Consider the following 20,903-nt stretch of genomic DNA (forward strand, 5'->3'; position numbering starts at 1 on the left):
TTATTCGTTTGGATATGGGGAATATGGACTAGCAATGACAGTTATAGAATCTGTTCAGCGCACAACACCAGTTATTATAAACGATGAGTTAGGAACTGCAGAACTAGTTAGTAAATCAATTTGGATTTGGTTACACACGGATTAGATTATGATACTATAAGAAATTTTATTAACAAAATTGATGAGGAGGATTATAAGAAATTGCAGAAGAATATAAATAGAGTGCAAAAGGAGTATACATGGAAAAGTCACGTAAGAAAACTAATAAATGATTATTAGGTATTAAACTACAGTAAGCTTTGTGCAATTCGTATTTCGATTTTATTACCTTTAATGATAGATTTTTAGCTATTCGATAATTATTAACTAGAGATAATGCAGTTATTGAGCTACGAATAAGTAAGTGATTTTATAAGGGCGTAAATAACGTTATAACGGATTACCTGTAACATAATTTAATAGCTTAATATTCACACTATTTCGACTTATTTGAAATTTTCGAAAATAATAGTATAAACTAATAATAGTAGCAATTTCACGGAAAACTCTAGTATTTCCGTTTAGACTTAATTAAGCTCTTCATAATATGTACATTTTCATATAGAATCTAGCTTTTTCGATAACTAAGAGATTTCCGATTACTCTATTATCCTAAACGCTAAGGTAATTTCTATTCATAAAGAATTGAATATATAACCTTTAAAGCAGTAGTGTTTGAAAGTGTTGTGATTATGTTATAAACTGTTGAGTAGGAGAATTCTCTATATAGAGTATAGTTTAGGTTTAAGAAGCGTCTTTTACGCTATAGCTCAATGATGACACTCTCGCTTAGTTGATATTTCTAATTCTGGTGCTAACAAGAACTTATGATTCAGTACAACAAGATATAAGACTCTAAAAACTTTACGTAAGCTTTTAATAAGCTCTCTTTCCGTATACTATCCTATACTCTTCTCTCGATAATGCCGGAACGTCATACTTTTTGGAAAAGTAATTAACGAGAATTTTAGTTTTGATCTCTGCCTTTAAAAAGGAAGGTAAATGGAGTAACCCATTTCTGAGTGTAGCCTTTACTAGGTCTCCCTTACTCATGAAGCGTAAATTGAATCCTTCTTCTCTTAATATTGCAGGTATTCTTTTTATGTTCTCTTGGCCGTGTAGCTCTATAGCTATTTGCTTAACGTAACTTAGCCATTCTCTTCTTTCAAATAATTTGCCGTCATCAGCAGTTTCCGATAAACCGTGAAATTTATATCATTTGGCATCATTCAACATTCCTAGACATTTTAATACTATTAAGTAAGCTGAGGCTATATGCCTATCAAAACCCTTTTCCCTCATCACCCTTTCGTGATCCTCTGAGTTAGTAGTACCCTTAGGATTAACTAGAATAACGTTAAAACCTAACCTTAACGCTTTAATAACACCGTGGATTAATAATTGCTTCTTAGCAAAATGCGAAACCTTCCTATTACCGCTTTTGCTCCTCGTAAACTTCCTCTTCTTAACTAAGAATAAATCCTCAAAAACAACGTAATCAACACCAATCCTCGATAGGGAATTAAGAGACTCTGAAAGAGCATTCAAACGTAAAGCCCTTGCTTTCTCCTTAGGAAAACCGTGAGAAACAACCTCAGAATACCACCACGTCTTTTTAGCAACGACTTTACCATCCTTGTTAATCACAACAACGTTTAGTCTATCACTATTCAAATCAAAACCAGCAATTAAACCGTAACCATTGGGTTTTGGTGAAGAGAAGTACTTCAAATATAACCAGAGTGGGATTTGAAGGTGAATCATTGGATAATGCTTGAAACTTACTATAGCACCATAACCCTCTTCTTTCCTTTTAGATAATTCTTCTAATTCTTTAAGCAATGGCAAGTACTCCTTGCCGAAGTACGCCTTCCCGTGAACCCACTTACCCCATGGGTCTTTAACTTTAATTTCCACGTGGTCTTCCAAAACGTGAAACTTAATATTTCTGTTCCCTTTATCGCTTTTATTCCCCCTACTACCGAACCAGAACCTCCTTATCCTTGCGTGTATTATCTCACCCTTTTCATCCTCCCTATCCAATAAACCGTCAGTAATTGTCTTAGCTTGCTTTAAAGCAGTTTCGAGGTAAATGTAGTTTGGTAAGATGTTGTAAAACTCCTTAGTCAGTTCGTCTACACTTTTCCCATCAAACAATGGTCTAATAGCACTCTTAACAACTTGTGAGTAAGCCCTAGCAATCCTAACAACTTTATCCTTGTCTTCAAAAACAACTTTACCGTTTATTGTGACGAATTGGAAGTTATCTAGAGCTTCCATAGAACCAATTAGCTTACTCTTCATCATCTGGTAGGATAACAATTACTATCACCTCCTTTCCAACGATTTTACTAACCTTATCCCTAACATTTCTGAAGATACTGATTTGATTCCAAGTTATTGCTTCTTACCTCCCGGATTTTGCAAGTATTTAGTAACTGGAGAAGTATACTGTACTTATATAAGCTTCCTGGTTCCGAATTCGTCGACTCCTATAAAGTTAGTTTACGCTTGTAAATGTTGTATGGACAACGTGAACGTAACGTTAACTCCTCATCTAGTATCTTACGTCTTTAACGTATACATAAAATACGAATTACCTTACGGTAAGGTTTGTTGCTTATATTATTGTACAATAGGGAAGTATTATTCACCAGACTCAATAATTAACATAAGCTTTACTGCATATAGATATAGCCAAAACTTAGAACTAATAGGAGTAGAACCTTCGACATACTTCACTTTAATATCTCACGGTCAAACTGAAGCTCATTATTGTCTAAAAAGCTGGATTGCTGTTAAGTTGAATAACGTTAGCGTTTATACGTCGATATACATAGTAGTGAAAGTTATGAGCCCAAGTAGTGCGACTCCTAAATTCAACATTCCCATGTTACCAATTATAGACAGAAGAATGATTTAAGTCATCTCCTTTTTTATCCAGTATTCCTTTTCTTTCTTTGATGCTTACTAAGCTTCACGTTTTTCCAAATTCGTTAATGTATGTTTGAAAGAGACTGTTCAGTAAATTTTGGACAATAGGAAGATCAAGATCTTAGCTAATAGGGTAGGGTTACGTACGTCTAAGTGTCTCAACGAGAACACGAATGCAAGGTGATATCTTTGAAGAGCATCTTAATATGCTAATAGCGTGAACGCATTGTCCTTATCTGCTGTTTTCATGTTTGAAAGCAAAGTCTAAATTTACTATTTCGTCAACTACCTTATGAGCTATAAAGAAGGAGATGTCCTAGTTACTAACGGCGAACAATCGCCCGGGTATAAGATTGTGGAAATAAAGGGTTTAGTAGTAGGAATAACAGTAAGGTCTAGAGGCCTAGGTAAAAACATAATTGCCTCTTTGCGTAGCCTTCTAGGAGGAGAAATTAAAGAGTACGTAGAGTTAGCGGAACAAGCAAGGCTACAAGCCTTACAGAGAATCGTTGATAATGCGAAAGCCTTAGGGGCAAATGCTGTAGTAAACGTTAGATTCGACTCTAACGAGTTATCAGAGGGGTCGGACTTTCATTGAGGTTTCATGAATTTATATTCAACCTCTCGTCCTCATCCCCCTTATTTCCCTCCCCATGCCGTCTACGGGAGCGGTAGTTAAACCACTCCCTTCAAGGACATGGGGAGTTTCATCGGGTGCCTTCCTCCCCCTCACATTGCTCATCGAGTTCATAGTGGCACCCTCTGATTTAATGTTGGCATAAAAGTTTATAAATTTTTCCGCTACTTACAACATATGGAGCAGATAGTTTTCAGAGGTGTCATATCCTCAGCTGGTAGTGATAAGTATGGTGAGAAGAGGTATGCAATATACATCCCTAAGAGTGTGAAAGAGAAGGCTGGGAAAATCGCTGGAAAGGAGGTGATAGTAATTGTCATCCTACCAGATGATGAGGAATAGGATTATCGGTTCCAAAGAAGCTCTCGAAAACTTCCAATTCGTTACGATAAATGGTAGAGTCTTGTTTAACGAGAAAGAGAGGGTCGTTAGAATTGCTAGGGCTTACTCACAAGTAGTTAAGAGTGCTATTAGACCATTGTTTGATGGGAAAAGTGTAGACGAGTTAACCAAGGAGTTTTACAACATCTTACCAAACTACATTTACCTCGAAACTGCTTTAAAGCAAGCTAAGACAATTACTGACTGTTTATTGGATAGGGAGGATGAAAAGGGTGAGATAATACACGCAAGGATAAGGAGGTTCTGGTTCGGTAGTAGGGGGAATAAAAGCGATAAAGGGAACAGAAATATTAAGTTTCACGTTTTGGAAGACCACGTGGAAATTAAAGTTAAAGACCCATGGGGTAAGTGGGTTCACGGGAAGGCGTACTTCGGCAAGGAGTACTTACCGCTACTTTCTGAGCTAGAGGAGTTATCTCGAAGGAAGGAGGAGGGTTACGGTGCTGTAGTAAGTTTCAAGCATTACCCTATGATCCACCTCCAAATCCCACTCTGGTTGTACTTAAAGCACTTCTCTTCGCCGAAACCCAATGGTTACGGTTTGGTTGCTGGTTTCGATTTAAATAGTGATAGGTTGAACGTTGTTGTAGTTAATAAGGATGGTAAAGTTGTTACTAAAAAGACGTGGTGGTATTCGGATGTTACTAGACCGGGTTTTCCTAAAGGGAAAGCTATGGCTTTGCGTTTGAATGCTCTTTCACAAGCTCTTAATTTCCTATCAAGGGTTGGCGTTGATTATGTTATCTTTGAGGACTTGTTCCTAGTGAAGAGGAGGAAGTTCACTAGGAGTAAGAGCGGTAATAGGAAGGTTTCACGTTTCGCTAAGAGGCAAATGTTAATTCACGGTGTTATTAAAGCACTTAGGTTAGGTTTCAACGTTATTCTAGTTAATCCTAAGGGTACTACAAATTCTGAGGGTCACGATAGGATAATGAGGGAGAAGGGTTTTGATAGGCATACAGCCTCAGCTTACTTAATAGCCTTAAAAGGATTAGGAATGTTAAATGATATCAAATGACATAAAATTCACGGCTTATCGGAAACTGTTGTCAATGGCATCAGATGGCTTAACTGAGTATTTTCTCATAATTTCTTTAGCCCTCTCATATTCCTTTATCGTGATTGGTAAAACTGTTAAGTACTTGAGCACTATTTCATCCAAGAATTCTATGGTATCGCAATACTTAACTCCATACTTCTTCTTAGACACGTATTACCTCATCTATAACTAAAGGATCTGAAAACAAGCTTTCATATGTGAGGAGTTTTATATAATACTCTTTTACCTCGCTTACACCCGAGTTTAAGTAGATTAAGAAATTAGCATCAAGAAAAATCAATCTTCAAATTCCTCTTCAAGACTTATGTTCTCAAGTTCCCCAAGGCTTGCCCTTTTAGCATAAGATATCTTCCTCTCATGTTCTTCTAATTTTTTGACAACTTCTCGTATGTTAACCTTCCTCTCAGGTTCTAAGATTATCTTATCTCCAACGACTGTCAAAATTAAGATATCCCCCTCTTTTATTCCCACCAAATCCCTTACACTTTTAGGAATTATTATATAACCCTTCTTTCCAACTTCCACTCTTAGAGTCAAACTCATTCTACTATAGTTTAACTGGCTAAACTAATATTTAAAATTTAACGCTAATGAGCAACAACAAGTTTTATAATTTGTATAAATAATGTAGATTATGCTAAATTTTCAAAGAAAAATTTTATAAAAGAAGCTTTATAATCCATTTTACTACACAATTCGATACATTTTTGGTCATGTCATTATATTCGACAATTGTCTAAAACTTTCGAAAAAGACTGAATTAGTAAGGATTAAAAACGTTAATACTGAAGGTTAAATGGTTTTAAAGTATTGCTTTCCCTTCACCGAGAAATTCTTCAGTTATGTCAAACTTGCCTCATGGTTTAACTCTATTGTAAGTTAAACTTTAATAATCGTTAAATGAATATATCTCATGGAGGTAAAAGTTCACAAGAAAGGGATTATAGTTATCCCCGCTGAGGTTAGAAGGAGGCTTAATATTAAAGAGGGTTCTGTTATAGAGTTGGAAGTTGAGGGTGATAAGATTATTTTAAAACGTAAATTAACCCTCTTGGACGCTTACGGCATAGATAAAGAGATGGGAGATTCTGCTGTAAAGGAGTTGGAAAAGCTGAGGAAAGAGGAAGTTGAGAAGGAAAATTCTGTTTGATACCGGTTTTTTCCACGTATATTTTTCCGGGCTTAATGAAGAGGCTAAGAAAGCTGTGGAAGAAGTTTATACGGGTAAAAGTGTAGGTTATACTCTAGATCTTAATTTAGCGGAGTTCCTTTATACTTATGGCAAACTTAATGGGGTAGAAGAAGCTAATGTTAGACTCTCCTTAATTCTAAATTCACCAATAAAGATTGTTAGTACTAATAAGGAACTTGCTTTAAGGGCAGGTGAGCTTAAAGTTAAGTACCAAAACCTTTCCATAGTGGACTGTTTTCTAGTAGCCTTTGCTGAAAAAGAGAATACTGTAATATATACTACGGACTCTGAGATTAAAAGAGTATATAAAAACACAATAATTCTACATAGTTGAGAAAATTATCCTGAGCGTAAATAATTGAATAAACCTATGTCCAAGTTTATACAGTGTAATCAATAATTTCGTTCATTTGAAATTTGGTTAAAATTTCCTTAAAGTCGTAGATAGTGTCGTCGTTAAGCTACAAATTCTGGGATTAACCTTCTCTCCCATAAGACTAGGGCTATGGAGTACATCATGGTGCGAATGCTCCTATTTACTGCCTTCGTTGCTCTCTTGAATCTAATTAGCCTATCCCTTAATGAGGAATGAAAGGGCTCGTTCGGGTTAACTGGCGAGACAACCGTGTGGTCTTTCAACCAGAAGTACAAGTTATAATCATCGCTCACCCATCTACCCTCGTCAGGCAAATACTTTTTGACCTCAAGGAAAGTACTCTCATCCCTATCCCCCACAGAGTAAATGAGGTAAACTCCCAGCTTCGTGTACACGTAACAAGTGAAAACCCACTTGTAAAAAGCCCTAGCATTCTTGTACAAGTAAGTCCACATCTCATCAACAACCTTAGCAACAACCTTACCCTTGACCAGCTCCTTAGCCCTACCCCACAACTCAACCAACTTCTCATGCTTTTTCCTACCATAACGCTTAATCCAAGTGAAAACAGTACCAAGAGGTACGTTAAGCACCCTAGAAATAGCCCTCATACTCATACCATTAGCATACATTCTCAAAGCCTCCTCCCTCAACTTCCTAGAATGATGATGATAACTAGCATCACCCAAGAAGTACTTACCACAATCCCTACACAAAAACTTCTGCCTACCCAAAGGCCTACCACACTTAACAACATGATGACTACCACAAGAGGGACAAGAAACGTCTTGCCTAAATACAGGCTTCCTACCCATAAGTAATACTCGTTATACAAATATAAATAACTTAACGACGACACTACCTCCACACTCGCGTAACTTTTCCTTACTTTTAATTACTTCTAATTCCGCCATGGGCACCCCTCCTAAGGGATCATAAACTGTCACCCTTAAATCATTGGGGCTAGTCGAGGGAAACACCTATATAGGTTTATTAGTCGAGGAGAGTAATACTCTCCTCGACTCGGTAGACCCAAAATCATATTAGAAAAAATATTTCTGGTAGGATAATATCGAATTTATAAAAGATAAAGAAATTTATAAGAGTATAAAGAATTCAGTTGAAGAAAGGGTTTAAGGTGAGGGAGATGTGGTATTACCACGTGAGTTAGTGAGATGGTAACACCGGTACTCCCTCACCAAAATAACATTCAACAAATAGGATATAAATTACTTTCCATGCTGAACTTCAAGGGAAAGAAAGGGGAAGAGGTGGCGAGAACCCTCATCTCAGCGTGTTTATGGAACGATTCGGTGGAAAGCAAGTCGAGAGAGTGTCCCAAGTGCAAATAATTGAATAAATCTATGTAAAGGTTTATAGATAATAATTCAAAAGATATCATGAATTACTGAGAAATTTTGAATTTTCGCTTGAAGCAAAAAGTCGCGTAATACTTAAAGGGAACCGGGACCATGTAGTACCGATTCACATGAAACATTGGATAGAATACTACAACGGCCCGGTCCCCTATGAACATTTATCAGCAAGGCATAAAACACTTGTGAAAATGGGGGCTACTGGGTATAGTTGTGTGAGAAAATATGTAAGCAGAAGGTTAAAAGTCTTCATCAAGACTCACCTGGAACCTTGAAGCGTGGAGTTGTTTGAGATGATATGAGTAATGCCTTATCACCGACATGGGCCTGAACTTCCAACGCGAATTACTTTCATGGATCGAAACGTAGAGATAGACCTCCAAGGAGCGAAGAGAGGGAAAGTAACCTCCGAGCTCCTCCTCGAACCTAGCCAGGGTCGAGTTGAAACTCTCCGACGTGTTATTAGTGTAGAGGTAGTGTCTAATCTCCCTGGGGAAGTTGAGAAAGGAACAATACTTGTCAGCAGCGTCAAGAAGCCTCTTGGCTCGGGCTGGAGAAAAGGGTTGGACAAGTTGGCTGAGGGACAATATAGCCTTCCTTCCCTCCTCCACGTTCCTGGAGGACTTTAGATCCCTAACTCTAATCATTAGTTCCTCCTTGTCTGGGAGGACCCTCATGAGGTTCCTAACCATGTGTGTTATACAGAGCTGGTGTTGAGAGGAGGGAAAGAGCGTGGACACGACGCGATCGAGTCCAGAGAAGTCATCGCTCACGATTACGTCAACCCTGCTGACTCCCCTGCTTACGAGTCCGCTCAAGAAGGACTTCCAACCGTCCAAGTCCTCCCTATCCCTAACTTCGTAGTCCAAGACGAACTTATTCCCTTCTAAGTCAACTCCTATGGCAATGTAAATGGCTCTCTCCATGATCGACTCGCTGATTCTGACCTTTACGATCTTCACATGGATGTAAAGGGCTAGGAGATCGTGAGGTAGTTCGCGGCTCTTGTATTCCTTGAGTTTGTTGGATATTCTCTCGGCAACCCGATTCATTACGATCTCACTATACGGTATTCCCTTGGCTGCTAACACGGCCTTGACTTGGAGTCATGCCTGATAGAACGAGCTGCTGGAGGAAGTCCTCGTAATCTGGGCTGGTCCTCTCGTACTTCTCCGGAAGGATCTTAGGTCTGAAGCCACCCTTTCTGGTTCTCGGTACTCTGAGTCTTAATACTCCGTCTCCGGTTCCCAGATATCTGAAGTAGGTCCCGTTCTTGTGGTCGTCCTCAACTTCTAGGTAGGCTTCCCTCTCTTCCATCATGGCCTCTTGCAAGATTATCTCCTCTATTTCCCTTAGGCTAACTCCTTCTTTGATTGCCTTTCTTATCTTTTCTCTTATTTCTTCCATTACCTTCATGGTATTACTCTCCCTTATGGTATTACCCCTTCCGGGGTTATTTTTACTTTTTGTCATTATTTTTCACCTTTTGCTACCACAACTATAACTGGTAGCCCCGATTATGTTATCTTTGAGGACTTGTTCCTAGTGAAGAGGAGGAAGTTCACTAGGAGTAAGAGCGGTAATAGGAAGGTTTCGCGTTTTGCTAAGAGGCAAATGTTAATTCACGGTGTTGTTAAAGCACTTAGGTTGGGATTTAACGTTGTTTTAGTTAATCCTAAGGGTACTACAAATTCTGAGGGTCACGATAGGATAATGAGGGAGAAGGGTTTTGATAGGCATACAGCCTCAGCTTACTTAATAGCCTTAAAAGGATTAGGAATGTTAAATGATATCAAATGACATAAAATTCACGGCTTATCGGAAACTGTTGACGACGGCAGTTTCGGCATAGAACGCGTAAGGAATGATCTTGTATAACTCCTTAACAGCATCGTTTAGGGAGATTGTAAGGGGGTAAGGCTAGGGGATTTTCACGGGATGTGTTTCCCACTCAGTTCAGCGGGCATTATGCTTCCCTTTCTTCAACGTTAAATAAATTCAATATTTAAGGAATATTTAAGAGAAATATTGTTAATTAACCATAATTATTAGAAAAATATGATATTTTACTCGAATTGAAAGGTATAATTTAATTTATTATAAGTTTTAATTTATCTTGAGATAAACGAGATTCCCATATTGACGTGTAAATCTAGGCTTTCGTTAATTATAACTAGTTCCCTTAAAGCTTAAATGCCTCCTTAATATCGTCTGCAACAATTAGGATATCTTCATCGAGTTCTTTACTGCAGAACTTCGTCATTAGCCTTAATCACATGAAAGACTAGAAAACTGAGTATATACGTATTTCTACTTCCTTTCTTACTCTATTTTAGAATTTTAAATTATATTTGATCTCGACGTAATTCAATTTATTTATAGATAGTCCATGTCTTGTATTGGTATATTTATTCCGTCAGATGTTAGGAAGTACGAGTCACTAATTTTCTTGTAAGTAGGAAACATATATCATAAGACGTCTGTTAGTATCTTCGTCAAAAATTTCAATAACGCACTTATCTTTCCATTTCTCTAATATTTCTTGGATTTCTCCTTTTTCTTCAGCTATTAAATGTGGAAAGCCATCCTTACAAGAGTAGATTTTCCCTATCATGCTTGATATGAAGCTAATAATGCAAGGTGAGTCAATCGAAAATGTAAAAAATTAGCATATGAAATCGATAAGCTCTAGGTTATTATTTATAAAATTATTTATTTTTTTATTGTTAAATAGTATTTCGAAATGATTTTCTTTAGCCTCTTCCAAGAGTGATTTTAATATAGTGTAATCCTTATTGCTCATATTTACTTCCTTCTCAGTAGTAAGCCTGAGCATGGGCGTAAAATCATTTACTTTTATTTTTTCTTGTTTCTCAGAAATATAATATAAATCCTTTAAATTCGTATACAATATCATCTTTAATAATCCATCTTTAATGTCATCCTCAGAAGGTAAAGCAGAATTCTTTGTATTCTTGGCTTCGATTAAACATACTTTATTTTTCTTAGAATTAAAGAACACCTCGTCAACAGTAAAGTGATAAAATCCGCCTAAATAATTCTTTATATCTATAGTACCTTTATTACCATAGGTTCTTTCTTTAGGTTGGCGAGTTATGCTTTCTCTATACTGCGCTTTTAAAGATAAGGTTCTAGAGAAATTCTTGAAAGCCTCTACATCAGACATGACCTTTTCTATCCTTTTACGTGCAGAGGCTAAATCATGAAATGTTACTTTTGTTTCACTTGAAATTCTCTTATATGATTCTAAAGCCTTCTCTCCTATCTGTTTCAAGTTTGATAACTCATTCATGTTCCAATGTAACGCATCTGACCTATAATTGGAGAGTTCGTCAAACTTTTTCTCTAGGTATTCATAATCGAATTCCTGACTAGTTACCTTATTTTTATACTTAGGATTCTTACTAGCTTTTACATAATAACCAATGATAACATAAACTCCTAATAAACTCATAAGAGCAACTGTATCCCATTGTATAAAATCCCTGTCTCCGTCAACTCCTTCGTCTTTCATAATAGGTATTATTGTAACTATTTTGCCCTTAGAAAACTGCAAAGTATTATAAACTCTTGCGTAAGGATAAGATCTAGTTCTCTTGGGAGAAACCCACCAGCTTACAGCAAACTCATTACCAGATCTCTTATATACAAAAGAAGAAGAATGCTTAATACCTTCAGATAAATCGTAATAAGTTTGCAAAACTGGTAACAGGAATTTCGGCTTATATTTAATACCTTCTATTGTACCGCAAAGGTGAATCAATTTAGATCATCTATTTTGTAATTTTTCCTCAATTTTTTCCCTTAACTTAGTCCTTAATCTCTTAGCGTCTTCTCTCTCAATTATGTCTATCTGCGGTTTTCCGAAAAGTGTATTAACACCAATCCTTTCTAAGATTATATCCTTTAATTCTAAGTCTATTTCATAGCCTATCGCATTTCTTTTCAATTCATTAGCGACCTTTAATGTAGTACTAGTCCCAGCAAAGGGGTCTAGAACTGTATCCCCTACGTAAGAATAAAGCGTAATAATTCTCCTAGCTAGCTCTTCTGGAAACGGTGCTGTATACTTCGAATACTTATTATTAGGCAGTACGTTAGTTATTTCCCACACACTCAAATACCATTTCTCCCTTTGAAATTTATTTACATCTATTTTACTTTCTTCCTTATTCCTAGGGATAAATTTCCCTGGCTTCTTAAACACTAGTATATCTTCATAAACATTATCTGGATAATAATAAAGAGGATAAGGATGTTGAATAAGAACCCCACTCCTCCTACTAATTCTGATATAACCTTCTGGTTTTTTCCAAATAATCCTCTCTTGATATTTAAAACCCAAGCTTTGCATTATTTTTATTAAATCTGCAACTATAGGATAAAGTTCACCGTGTATTCTAACATCTGCTGTAACGAAAACCGCGACCCTACCTTCCTCTAAGACCCTAAAAATCTCCTTACCCACTCCATTCAACAAGCTCAAGTAATCGGCATAAGAAGGAAAAAGATCTGGAAAGTCAAAAGGTGCATTATAGTAAGGAGGAGAAGTAAGAACTAAACCAACACTATTATCCTCAACTTCTTTCATATTTCTAGAGTCTCCAAATATAACTCTCATTATTGAGACTTTTGTTATAAGTTAAACTTTAAAGCTTTTGTTGTGTGAGAGGTCGGACTGTCATAGGGTTTTACGATTCAGCAAAAACGCTGAGATGAGAGACTGTAACGCTTCTACGTAACTACTCGTTATTTTTAATTACTCCTAAATATCGTTTTGACAAGTTGTGTTTATATAGTATTACCGAAGTAGTTTTTATTGATGATCTCCCTAACTGATGACGGGCTCTGCTCACGAGGGTGGGAGTGATAAAAGTGTGGATGGGAGGATAGTGGCGTTCAGTAATAAATCTTTCGCTCAAACTTCAAGCATAGTATTAGCTAACATTGCCACGTGGGTCCTTTCAACCCACGTGACGATTCGGGAGAGGGATTCACCTATTTAGGCTCATAAGGCTTATTATTATACCAAACACTCCAAACAACCCTTGCCAACTTCCTAGCCAAAGCAACATACAACTTCCTACCTTTCAACCTATCCTTGTGTGTTTCATAAAACTTCAATGAGGTTGGGTTCCTAGAGTAATTCCTCATTGCTAAAAAGTAGAACAAGCTACGCAAGTACTTATTACCCCTCTTGGAAATCCCCCTACTTACCACAGCCTTTCCACTCCTCTCAACTACGGGATCTAAACCGCAATAAGCAACAAAGGACTCAGGCTTAGGAAAACGCTTAACATCACCAACAATACCAGCTGCAAGCCTCCCAACACCTGGTATCGTTAATAGGACGTGGTCTTGAGGGACTTGCCCCTCAATCATCCTCCTAACCTCCTTCAACCTCTCTTGCGTTTCTAGGAGGTTTTTAGCCAGGATTTTGATTTCCTCAAGTACTAAGGGGGTGTATTCAAGTTGGTAGAGCTCTTCCTGTGTGAAATCTCCTTTCGCAAGTTTTTCCAACCTGTCCTTGCTTACCTTATCGTTATCGCTTACTAGGAATAGTGCTCTCTTTAGCCTGTTCTTGTATTTCGTCTCTATGTCCTTTAGGAAGAGGTAGAGTGTTACTAATTCCTTTAAGGGGTTGTAATCGTACTCCTTAGCCTTGTCGACCATGTTTTCTAATTTTTCTGCGTCGTAAAAATCTGTTTTCTTTCCCCTAAACTCCTTTTCCCTTGATAACACGTTTGGGCTGACTTGTAGTACTCTTACCCCTCTCTCCTTGAAGTATTGTGAAGGCCTTATTGCGTATACTCCGGTAGGCTCTAGGACTATTACGCAAGGTTTCATCTTGAGGATTTCCTCATAATCCTCCTTTTTGTTCTCGTATCTTCTCACCCTCCCCCTGCTAGTTATTAAATGGTCCTTTGATACATCTATCCCTATTACCCCTACCTCTTTATCACACCTATATGCGTGAATTTTATCACAATGTTCAGTCCGATGGTAGGGGTTTGTCACGCCACTACCCGAAGACTTTGCTTCAGAACTCACGTCGACCATGTTTCCCCAGTCCGGTAGACCCAAAATCATATTACAAATATAAATTCAACATTAAACCTCATATTTTTTCTTAATAAATAAAAGAATATATTTTATTATACTCATAATCAAGAGTAGTAAGAATAAATATATTAAATAATTGATACAAATAAAGCTGATTTCATTATTCGTGTCCTTGTCATTCTCTAATGTTATAATAATATTCCTCAGTTTACTTTCAGAAATATAAAAGATCTAATACAACACTTAAAAATTTCTAAAAGATACTGTAAAATCAATTATCTAATTACATTAAATTCACATGAATTACTAATAACAAATAAAAATTATTTTTAGTAATAAGATTTTGGGTCTACAGGACAAGGAGGAACTAATGATTAGAGTTAGGGATCTAAAGTCCTCCAGGAACGTGGAGGAGGGAAGGAAGGCTATATTGTCCCTCAGCCAACTTGTCCAACCCTTTTCTCCAGCCCGAGCCAAGAGGCTTCTTGACGCTGCTGACAAGTATTGTTCCTTTCTCAACTTCCCCAGGGAGATTAGACACTACCTCTACACTAATAACACGTCGGAGAGTTTCAACTCGACCCTGGCTAGGTTTGAGGAGGAGCTCGGAGGTTACTTTCCCTCTCTTCGCTCCTTGGAGGTCTATCTCTACGTTTCGATCCATGAAAGTAATTCGCGTTGGAAGTTCAGGCCCATGTCGGTGATAAGGCATTACTCATATCATCTCAAACAACTCCACGCTTCAAGGTTCCAGGTGAGTCTTGATGAAGACTTTTAACCTTCTGCTTACATATTTTCTCACATAACTATACCCAGTAGCCCCAAAAGAACTCTTCAATGTACTCGAAACCGAACCTTGTTAACCTATCTTTGTATGTTATTAATACGATGTCGACACTCCTTCCCTCAACAAGTTTGAATAACTTAAGCAATCCTTTTCTTTGTGTGTTCAACCCGCTTGCAATATCTTTCAGTACTTCAACTACCTTGTAACCCTTTGCCGTTGCGTAATTTGTTAGGTAGTTATTTGTCTTTCCAAGTCTTCTCTCTGGTCTGCTGACGAAACTCTTGCGTAAATTACAGCCCTCGTCTCTTCCCTCTTCTCTAAGTACTTCTTAATCTCGCTGTAAGGTATCCTATACTTCCCTCCTTCAGTCGTTACTGCCCTTATTTTTCCTTCTCTAATCCACCGTAGGAGTGTTGAGTATGAAATGCTGAGTAGTTGGCAAGCCTCCTTAGGTCTCAGTAGTCTCTCCACAAAATTGGTTGATAATAAATAAATATAAAAAGATTTCTATTAACGTGAGAAAGGATTCAGCCCTTATTTCCCTCCCCGTACCGTCTACGGGAGCGGTAGTCAAACCACTCCCTTCGAGGATATGGGGGTTTCATTGAGCATCTTCCTCCCTCTCACATTGCTCATAGAGTTCATGGTGGTGCTCTCTATTCTAACGTTAACATAAAAGTTTATAAACTTCGTGAAAAGATAGTTAGGAATGCTAAATGATATCAAATAACATAAACTTTACGGTTATCGGAAACTATTGACAACGGCATTTAGGCCTAGGTACGGTGAAAAGCCTAGGGAGAGGCTGACGTTTAATAAGAAAGTATATGTAGTAGACCAATGCATAATTTCGAGAGTAGCTCTGAGGGCTAAGGATAGGGGGAGGGTTATGGAGAATTTAGTTGCTTTAAAGCTGTTCAGAGATAACCAATTAAAAGGGCTATATTACGTTAAAGGTAAGGACTTCGAAATAGATTTTTATGACGAAATTAACTCACGTCTGCTGCAAGTGACTTACACTTCAGATAAGATCGAAGAGAGGGAGATAAGATCTCTTCTAAAGGCTGAGGAAATGTTAAGAACTAAGGAGTTAATAGTGATCACTTACGATATTGAGAGCGAAGAGGAAAGGGAGGGTAAGAAGATAAAACTCATCCCCTTATATAAGTTTTTATTGAGCTGATTAGGTAGACAAGAGTAAGAAAGTAATCTCACCTTTATATCGTGTAACGACCTAAGGTGAAATTAAATTCCTCTTCTCCTCTATAATTTCCCTTTGATTAACAATAACTCTCTTTAATTCCTCAAGAGAGCATCCCAAGTGTAAATAATTCAATAAATCTATGTATAAGTTTATAGATAATAACTCAAAAGAAAGCATAAACTCTTGAGAAATTTTGAATTTTCACTTGGAGTAAAATCTTGAGTAATACTTAAAGGGGACCGGGAAGACGTAGTACAAGGATTGGGAGATATGAAACCTTGGATAGAATACTACAATCTCCCGGTCCCCTATGATAAACTATCATCAAGGCATAAAACTCTTTTGAAAATGCACTACATACTAATCACCTCAAAAGCACTATCATCACTAGACCTATACATACTTAGAGTACTCATCGTCATGATGATATGGCAATGCTCCTACAGAGATGTAGAAGCATACTATTACACGGACATTGTAGTAAGATGGTTTCTAGGAGAACGCAAGTCAAAATCCGAAAACCACAGAAGGGCAAAGAAACTTAGGGGAGAAATAAAGAAAGCATTCAAGGAATACGCAAAAGAACTTGAGGAAAAGCTAAGCAAACTAGAAAACTACTTGCCAAGTAGTGCCTTATACGGCAAAGTTAACAAACTCTGGGCAATAGATTCCAACATAATCGAAGTACCCTTCGGAAAGAGAAACAAGGAGACATTAAAGAAAAAGCTAGAACTCAACTTGAGACAAGGAAAGTTTAGGGAAGCAGCAAACTTAATTTACTACTATATGAGGGCTAAGATTCATCGTAGATTTAAGGGTGAGTTTGCGAAGAAGAGGGTAGGAGTTTCTTCGGCTTCAAGGTTTTATATGCTATTTCCCCAACCATGATTCTTCACGCAATTCAAGTTGAGTTTGCAAACTTTCCCGATAATAAGGTTGGTTTTGGTATGAGTGGTTATAAGGTTGTTGATAGGGGTTTCTTGGGAATGCCCTCAACTTGGATAATTGGTTTTTCTAGTTTTAGACGTTATGTTGAATTCTTTGGTATTTTCTTGAAGAGGTATTGGAGACCTTACGCTATTAACAAGGATATGGTTGAGGTTTTTGTTTACGTTATTGGAATAATTTACAATTCCTTGATTTACACTTCCGTGTTAGCAAAAGTTCCGCAAGAGGAATTTGTCAAACTCTCTAGTTAACCCTAGGCTAGGGTTAACTAGAATAATATGGGGTATGTTTGAAATTCATTTTTTCTCAACTATAAGTTATTTTATATTACAATAAAATATTAATCTTCCCTCATATTGAAAGATATAATTGACTTCTATTCTCAACTAGTTATAATATTGTTTTTCTATCACATTATATTTATTGAATTATTTGCATTCTGGACACTCTCTCAAGGCCTCTTTCTAGTGTTGTCAGCAATTTTAGGGTATTTCCTTCACAATAGGTTATCCGTGAGAATAGTAAGTTTTGTAAACAACTGGATAAACTTACCTTTGATATTTCTCGTCACATATCTTCAGAGGGGTTTTGAGGTAAGTGACGCTAAGATTTTCCTAACCTCTGTAATTTATAATTTCTTAATGTTTGCGATAGTTTTATACTTAACCAGAGAAATCGAACCATTTAGTAGAGGGTCTGTTTTAATAAACTCAATCTTCATGAATACAATTAATTTACCTTTCTCAATACTCCTAGCGTTTAGGGGGAATTATGAAATCTCTGCAACGGTTGCAGTGGCGATGGCTACATTAAGGCTACCGATAGTGATGATAATTTTTACGTATTTAAACAAGGGTATAAGCGTGATACACAATACTACAAATAATTCAATAATAAGAACAAATCTTTCAAGATATCTCCCTGTAATAACTTTTCTAATAGGTGGTAGTTTACATTATGTTGTAGGCTCAGTTATAAACGTTGACATCGTTAATACAATAAATTTGATTCTCATCTTAATAGTACTTTATGAATTCGGTTATCAAATAAGAAGAGTAATTGGTGAAATGAGGATTAAAGATGTTACGTCAAAGCCTTACATGATAATTTATATATCAAGAATTCTTATTAGCCCAATCCTAATATTTCTTATCTTAATTTCTCTAGGTATCACTTCCAAGATAATTATCGAGCAAGTTATGGTAACAGCGATTATGGCTCCAGCAATAACAAACGTGGTTTGGGCTAGAGTTTATGGTTTTGGCACAGAAATCATAGTGAAATCCACCTTAATATTAACACCTATTAGTACAATAATTGCTATAATATTTCTTATATTATATTAATTTAAAAATCATAATATTTGAGATCGGTAGAAATGTATAAATTCCCAACAATATATATCTACCTATCGAAAAAGACTCTATATAGCTTATCGATAAACTTTCTATAAAAATTAAAAATAAGTCGAAAACTAAACCGGAAAAGATTTAAATAGACATATTAAGAAGTTGTGATGACCATGAATGTACAGCACAGAATTGACATTAAATTCCCCTAGTTGGATCGTGAGAAAATTCCTTATGGATCCTCTGTTTATTAGTGGAGTTAGTGGACATATTTCCATTTTAAAATTTAAGGATAAACAAAAGGATGAGTATATCATGGGAGATAGAATTAGGGAATTATCAGCACCCACAGACGAGTTCATAGCTCTGTACATATTATTGAGAACCAATAAAGACTTCAAATACACTGAGGGGATTTTCAATGGGCCGAAAGTTACCATGGAAAGCATAAAATATTCTGGTATGTCTGATGATGGAAAATTGGAGTTTACAATAGAATTTATGCCAAAAAGTTTAGGAGATACTCAGACAAGGCTATACGTTGCGACGAATGTAAAGTATAACGATTCGCTATTAGATAAAATGTTAGGAAAGTCAGCCGTTGATTTCGCAAAGCATATAGTAGAAGACCATTTCGCAACTTACGTAAGAGTATATTTCCCATCATTATATGGAGACATTATTAGGAGTTTAACTAATAAAGAAACTGATAAAGAAAAAACGACACAAGGATTATCGCTAACACCATTATTTGAGTTCAGTGGAGATGCTACTAGTATATTAAGTAAGATTAACGAGATGGTATCTCAGCTAGATTTAGGTCTCATTAAGGTAAACTTTGGTAAAGTAAATTGTAACATTATAGTTCAAAATAAGGACATGAAAAGGGCGATTTGCAGATCCGATAGTAATGTAAAAGCGAGTTTTGAGGCATTATCTCTGATAATTTCCGCCAAAGGACAAGGTAAGATGGAAGTGTATTCAGTGAAGATGGAGGATCTAATTGATACCTTGTATACATTAGCTTAATGCTTTACAAAAATTGGAGGTTAAGGGGCGGAAAGCCTCGCCAGCGGGGATGGATAGCCCCCTTATATTTAAATAATCCTTTTTTCTGAAATTCTTTTAGTGATGTTAATGATGCTCCTTATATAAAACATATTAGTCAGATCTGAGTAATACAGATCTGACTGGGGTGTAGGCCGTGACGCTCCTTGGGCTTAAAGCCCGATGGGGAGCTTGGCCTCCTCCAATTCGGACCGGAAGTTGGGCAAAAAGCCCGAATAAAACATAAGGGTGAGTATACATGGAGGCCCCAGTTGCAGGAATAGATGTATCAAAAGATAAATTAATCGTGTATTTTCAAGGTAAACTCTACGAGTTTACTAATGATAGGCAAGGGTTTGAGGAGATAAGGAAGATCTTGCCTAGTGGTTGCAAAGTGGGTATTGAGAGTACTGGAGTTTACCACGTTAACCTAGCAAAGTACTTGATGGGCGAGTATGATGTTAGGATCATTAATCCCTTCATACTCAAGAAGTTCAAGGATTTTAGGGGTAAGAAGAGTGATAAGAATGATGCTAAAAAGCTAGCAGAAATAGTTGTAAGTATGGGTAGTGGGTTTACAACAAGTGATGCTAGGGAGTTGACTAGCCAGTGGGATTTTGTTACTAGGAGTATTGCTAGGGTTAAGAATAGGTTGAGGAGGGATTTGGTACTTTTAGGCTATAGGGATAGTTTGTCTAAGAAAAACTTGGAGGAGGTTTTGAGGGGTGGGGATAGTGTTGTCTTGGCTGAGGTTTCTTTTGGAGGAGCTTGAGAGGCTTAAAACTAGGAAGAGGGAGATTGAGAAGGAGCTTGAGGATTTTGTTCCCAAGGATAGTTTGATTTTCACTATTCCTGGTATTGGTAAAACCTTGGGTTGTATTATTTTGGCTAGGGTTGGTGATGTTAGGCGTTTTAGTGATAAGAAGAGGTTTGTTGCTTATTGTGGTCTTGACCCAGTTGTTGAGTCTAGTGGTAAGAGTGTTGTCTCAAGGGGTATATCCAAGAGGGGTGACGCTGTTTTGAGGAGGGCTTTCTATCTTGCAGCTTTGACTGCCATCAAGGTTAATCCTGTTATCAAGCGTTTTTATGAGGAGCACAAGGGTAGGTTAAAGGGTAAGAAGTTGATTACTGCTTGTGCAAGGAAATTGGCTGTTATTACTTGGGCTGTGCTGTATTATAATAAGCCCTTTGATGCTAGTGAGTAAAGCAGGTTTCATCACTTGCGTAAGTAGTGTGGACTATGCTCGATTTTTCATGGAAAGGTTTTTATACCGGAAGCTCCCCAGCTCGATTGAGGGCTTAATGGGACTGTGGGAGGAGTATCTAGTATCTCTTCCCTTTAAGGGACTAGACGTTATGGATGAAAGTCCCCTATTCGAATGGGAGTGGATCTCTGATCCACTCGACTGCCCACCAGATGAGAGATGTAATCCCAAATCTTTAAATACGATCCAAATCTGTTATGACT

Annotated in this window: 18 protein-coding genes and 8 pseudogenes; 16 read left to right on the forward strand and 10 right to left on the reverse strand. The window is 37.2% G+C overall.

Features of this window, described 5'->3' with window-relative positions:
• Nucleotides 1-120: 120 nt before the first annotated feature.
• The gene (locus YN1551_RS17585) at nt 121-279 is read left to right on the forward strand and encodes a hypothetical protein (RefSeq protein ID WP_238527821.1); all 159 of its coding nucleotides are present in this window, start codon (nt 121-123) and stop codon (nt 277-279) included.
• Between the two features lie 636 nt (nt 280-915).
• Here YN1551_RS17585 and YN1551_RS17590 read toward each other — a convergent pair.
• Nucleotides 916-1,092 (reverse strand): hypothetical protein, encoded by a 177-nt coding sequence (locus YN1551_RS17590; RefSeq protein ID WP_012717772.1) that lies wholly within the window; start codon nt 1,090-1,092, stop codon nt 916-918.
• A 162-nt stretch (nt 1,093-1,254) separates the two neighbouring features.
• Nucleotides 1,255-2,346 (reverse strand): hypothetical protein, encoded by a 1,092-nt coding sequence (locus YN1551_RS10550; RefSeq protein WP_012717773.1) that lies wholly within the window; start codon nt 2,344-2,346, stop codon nt 1,255-1,257.
• 217 nt (nt 2,347-2,563) lie between these two features.
• Here YN1551_RS10550 and YN1551_RS10555 point away from each other — a divergent pair, with 217 nt between their 5' ends.
• The 4 genes from YN1551_RS10555 (at nt 2,564) to YN1551_RS10565 (ending at nt 5,030) form a co-directional block, all read left to right on the forward strand.
• Nucleotides 2,564-2,962, forward strand: a complete 399-nt coding sequence (locus tag YN1551_RS10555; RefSeq protein WP_048052347.1) for a hypothetical protein — start codon at nt 2,564-2,566, stop codon at nt 2,960-2,962.
• 303 nt (nt 2,963-3,265) lie between these two features.
• Complete coding sequence (locus YN1551_RS10560; RefSeq protein ID WP_012717775.1) at nt 3,266-3,571, forward strand: YbjQ family protein; 306 nt, start codon at nt 3,266-3,268, stop codon at nt 3,569-3,571.
• 216 nt (nt 3,572-3,787) lie between these two features.
• The gene (locus tag YN1551_RS17110) at nt 3,788-3,952 is read left to right on the forward strand and encodes a hypothetical protein (RefSeq protein WP_012717777.1); all 165 of its coding nucleotides are present in this window, start codon (nt 3,788-3,790) and stop codon (nt 3,950-3,952) included.
• Nucleotides 3,942-5,030: a hypothetical protein gene (locus YN1551_RS10565; RefSeq protein WP_012717778.1), complete on the forward strand. Its 1,089-nt coding sequence runs from the start codon at nt 3,942-3,944 to the stop codon at nt 5,028-5,030. Before YN1551_RS17110 ends, YN1551_RS10565 begins: the two co-directional genes overlap by 11 nt.
• A 15-nt stretch (nt 5,031-5,045) precedes the next feature.
• On the opposite strand, the gene YN1551_RS17595 is transcribed toward YN1551_RS10565, so the two are convergent.
• Together YN1551_RS17595 and YN1551_RS10575 are read right to left on the reverse strand one after the other, a co-directional pair.
• The gene (locus YN1551_RS17595) at nt 5,046-5,222 is read right to left on the reverse strand and encodes a PIN domain-containing protein (RefSeq protein WP_238527822.1); all 177 of its coding nucleotides are present in this window, start codon (nt 5,220-5,222) and stop codon (nt 5,046-5,048) included.
• A 126-nt stretch (nt 5,223-5,348) separates the two neighbouring features.
• On the reverse strand, nt 5,349-5,609 hold the full coding sequence (locus tag YN1551_RS10575; protein WP_187146859.1) for an AbrB/MazE/SpoVT family DNA-binding domain-containing protein: 261 nt from the start codon (nt 5,607-5,609) through the stop codon (nt 5,349-5,351).
• 376 nt (nt 5,610-5,985) lie between these two features.
• Here YN1551_RS10575 and YN1551_RS10580 point away from each other — a divergent pair, with 376 nt between their 5' ends.
• Together YN1551_RS10580 and YN1551_RS10585 are read left to right on the forward strand one after the other, a co-directional pair.
• Nucleotides 5,986-6,222, forward strand: a complete 237-nt coding sequence (locus YN1551_RS10580; RefSeq protein ID WP_009991916.1) for an AbrB/MazE/SpoVT family DNA-binding domain-containing protein — start codon at nt 5,986-5,988, stop codon at nt 6,220-6,222.
• A complete protein-coding gene (locus YN1551_RS10585) occupies nt 6,200-6,598 on the forward strand; it encodes a type II toxin-antitoxin system VapC family toxin (RefSeq protein ID WP_009991918.1) in 399 nt (132 codons plus the stop codon). Before YN1551_RS10580 ends, YN1551_RS10585 begins: the two co-directional genes overlap by 23 nt.
• Nucleotides 6,599-6,720: 122 nt before the next feature.
• Here YN1551_RS10585 and YN1551_RS10590 read toward each other — a convergent pair whose 3' ends face one another.
• Nucleotides 6,721-7,455 carry an IS1-like element ISC796 family transposase gene (locus YN1551_RS10590; RefSeq protein WP_012717432.1) on the reverse strand — a complete coding sequence of 245 codons (735 nt, stop codon included), beginning with the start codon at nt 7,453-7,455 and terminating at the stop codon, nt 6,721-6,723.
• A 360-nt stretch (nt 7,456-7,815) separates the two neighbouring features.
• Here YN1551_RS10590 and YN1551_RS16055 point away from each other — a divergent pair.
• Both YN1551_RS16055 and YN1551_RS18110 read left to right on the forward strand, forming a co-directional pair.
• A pseudogene (locus YN1551_RS16055) lies at nt 7,816-7,971 on the forward strand (DUF4322 domain-containing protein); the annotation flags it as partial.
• Between the two features lie 158 nt (nt 7,972-8,129).
• Nucleotides 8,130-8,258 (forward strand): annotated as a pseudogene (locus YN1551_RS18110) (IS5/IS1182 family transposase); the annotation flags it as partial.
• On the opposite strand, the pseudogene YN1551_RS10595 reads toward YN1551_RS18110, so the two are convergent.
• Nucleotides 8,256-9,489 (reverse strand): annotated as a pseudogene (locus tag YN1551_RS10595) (IS256-like element ISC1332 family transposase). The pseudogenes YN1551_RS18110 and YN1551_RS10595 overlap by 3 nt on opposite strands.
• A gap of 42 nt (nt 9,490-9,531) precedes the next feature.
• On the opposite strand from YN1551_RS10595, the pseudogene YN1551_RS10605 reads away from it, so the two are divergent.
• A pseudogene (locus YN1551_RS10605) lies at nt 9,532-9,816 on the forward strand (hypothetical protein); the annotation flags it as partial.
• Nucleotides 9,817-10,681: 865 nt separating this feature from the next.
• Here YN1551_RS10605 and YN1551_RS10610 read toward each other — a convergent pair.
• The 3 genes from YN1551_RS10610 to YN1551_RS10620 all read right to left on the reverse strand — a co-directional run bounded on the left by YN1551_RS10610 (nt 10,682) and on the right by YN1551_RS10620 (nt 14,097).
• The gene (locus YN1551_RS10610; RefSeq protein ID WP_012717780.1) at nt 10,682-11,800 is read right to left on the reverse strand and encodes a hypothetical protein; all 1,119 of its coding nucleotides are present in this window, start codon (nt 11,798-11,800) and stop codon (nt 10,682-10,684) included.
• Nucleotides 11,801-11,806: 6 nt separating this feature from the next.
• Nucleotides 11,807-12,658, reverse strand: coding sequence for a DNA-methyltransferase (locus YN1551_RS10615; RefSeq protein WP_012717781.1), 852 nt, complete (start codon nt 12,656-12,658; stop codon nt 11,807-11,809).
• A gap of 377 nt (nt 12,659-13,035) precedes the next feature.
• A complete protein-coding gene (locus tag YN1551_RS10620; protein WP_012717783.1) occupies nt 13,036-14,097 on the reverse strand; it encodes an IS110 family RNA-guided transposase in 1,062 nt (353 codons plus the stop codon).
• 355 nt (nt 14,098-14,452) lie between these two features.
• Between YN1551_RS10620 and YN1551_RS16060 the strand changes: the two are divergent.
• Nucleotides 14,453-14,878: pseudogene (locus YN1551_RS16060) on the forward strand (transposase); the annotation flags it as partial.
• Nucleotides 14,879-14,924: 46 nt separating this feature from the next.
• Here the strand turns inward: YN1551_RS16060 and YN1551_RS10630 are convergent.
• Nucleotides 14,925-15,358 (reverse strand): annotated as a pseudogene (locus tag YN1551_RS10630) (IS607 family transposase); the annotation flags it as partial.
• 418 nt (nt 15,359-15,776) lie between these two features.
• Here YN1551_RS10630 and YN1551_RS10635 point away from each other — a divergent pair.
• From YN1551_RS10635 to YN1551_RS10655, 5 genes and pseudogenes are all read left to right on the forward strand, one after another.
• Nucleotides 15,777-16,070 (forward strand): ATP-binding protein, encoded by a 294-nt coding sequence (locus tag YN1551_RS10635; protein WP_187146894.1) that lies wholly within the window; start codon nt 15,777-15,779, stop codon nt 16,068-16,070.
• Between the two features lie 291 nt (nt 16,071-16,361).
• Nucleotides 16,362-17,290 (forward strand): annotated as a pseudogene (locus YN1551_RS10640) (IS5/IS1182 family transposase).
• A gap of 165 nt (nt 17,291-17,455) precedes the next feature.
• Nucleotides 17,456-18,385, forward strand: coding sequence for a hypothetical protein (locus tag YN1551_RS10645; RefSeq protein ID WP_409349256.1), 930 nt, complete (start codon nt 17,456-17,458; stop codon nt 18,383-18,385).
• A gap of 180 nt (nt 18,386-18,565) precedes the next feature.
• A complete protein-coding gene (locus YN1551_RS10650; RefSeq protein ID WP_012717787.1) occupies nt 18,566-19,417 on the forward strand; it encodes a hypothetical protein in 852 nt (283 codons plus the stop codon).
• Between the two features lie 277 nt (nt 19,418-19,694).
• Nucleotides 19,695-20,640 (forward strand): annotated as a pseudogene (locus tag YN1551_RS10655) (IS110 family RNA-guided transposase).
• Nucleotides 20,641-20,903: the final 263 nt, after the last annotated feature.

Origin of the sequence: Sulfolobus islandicus Y.N.15.51, assembly GCF_000022485.1 — an archaeon.
Classification (GTDB): Archaea; Thermoproteota; Thermoprotei_A; order Sulfolobales; family Sulfolobaceae; genus Saccharolobus; species Saccharolobus islandicus.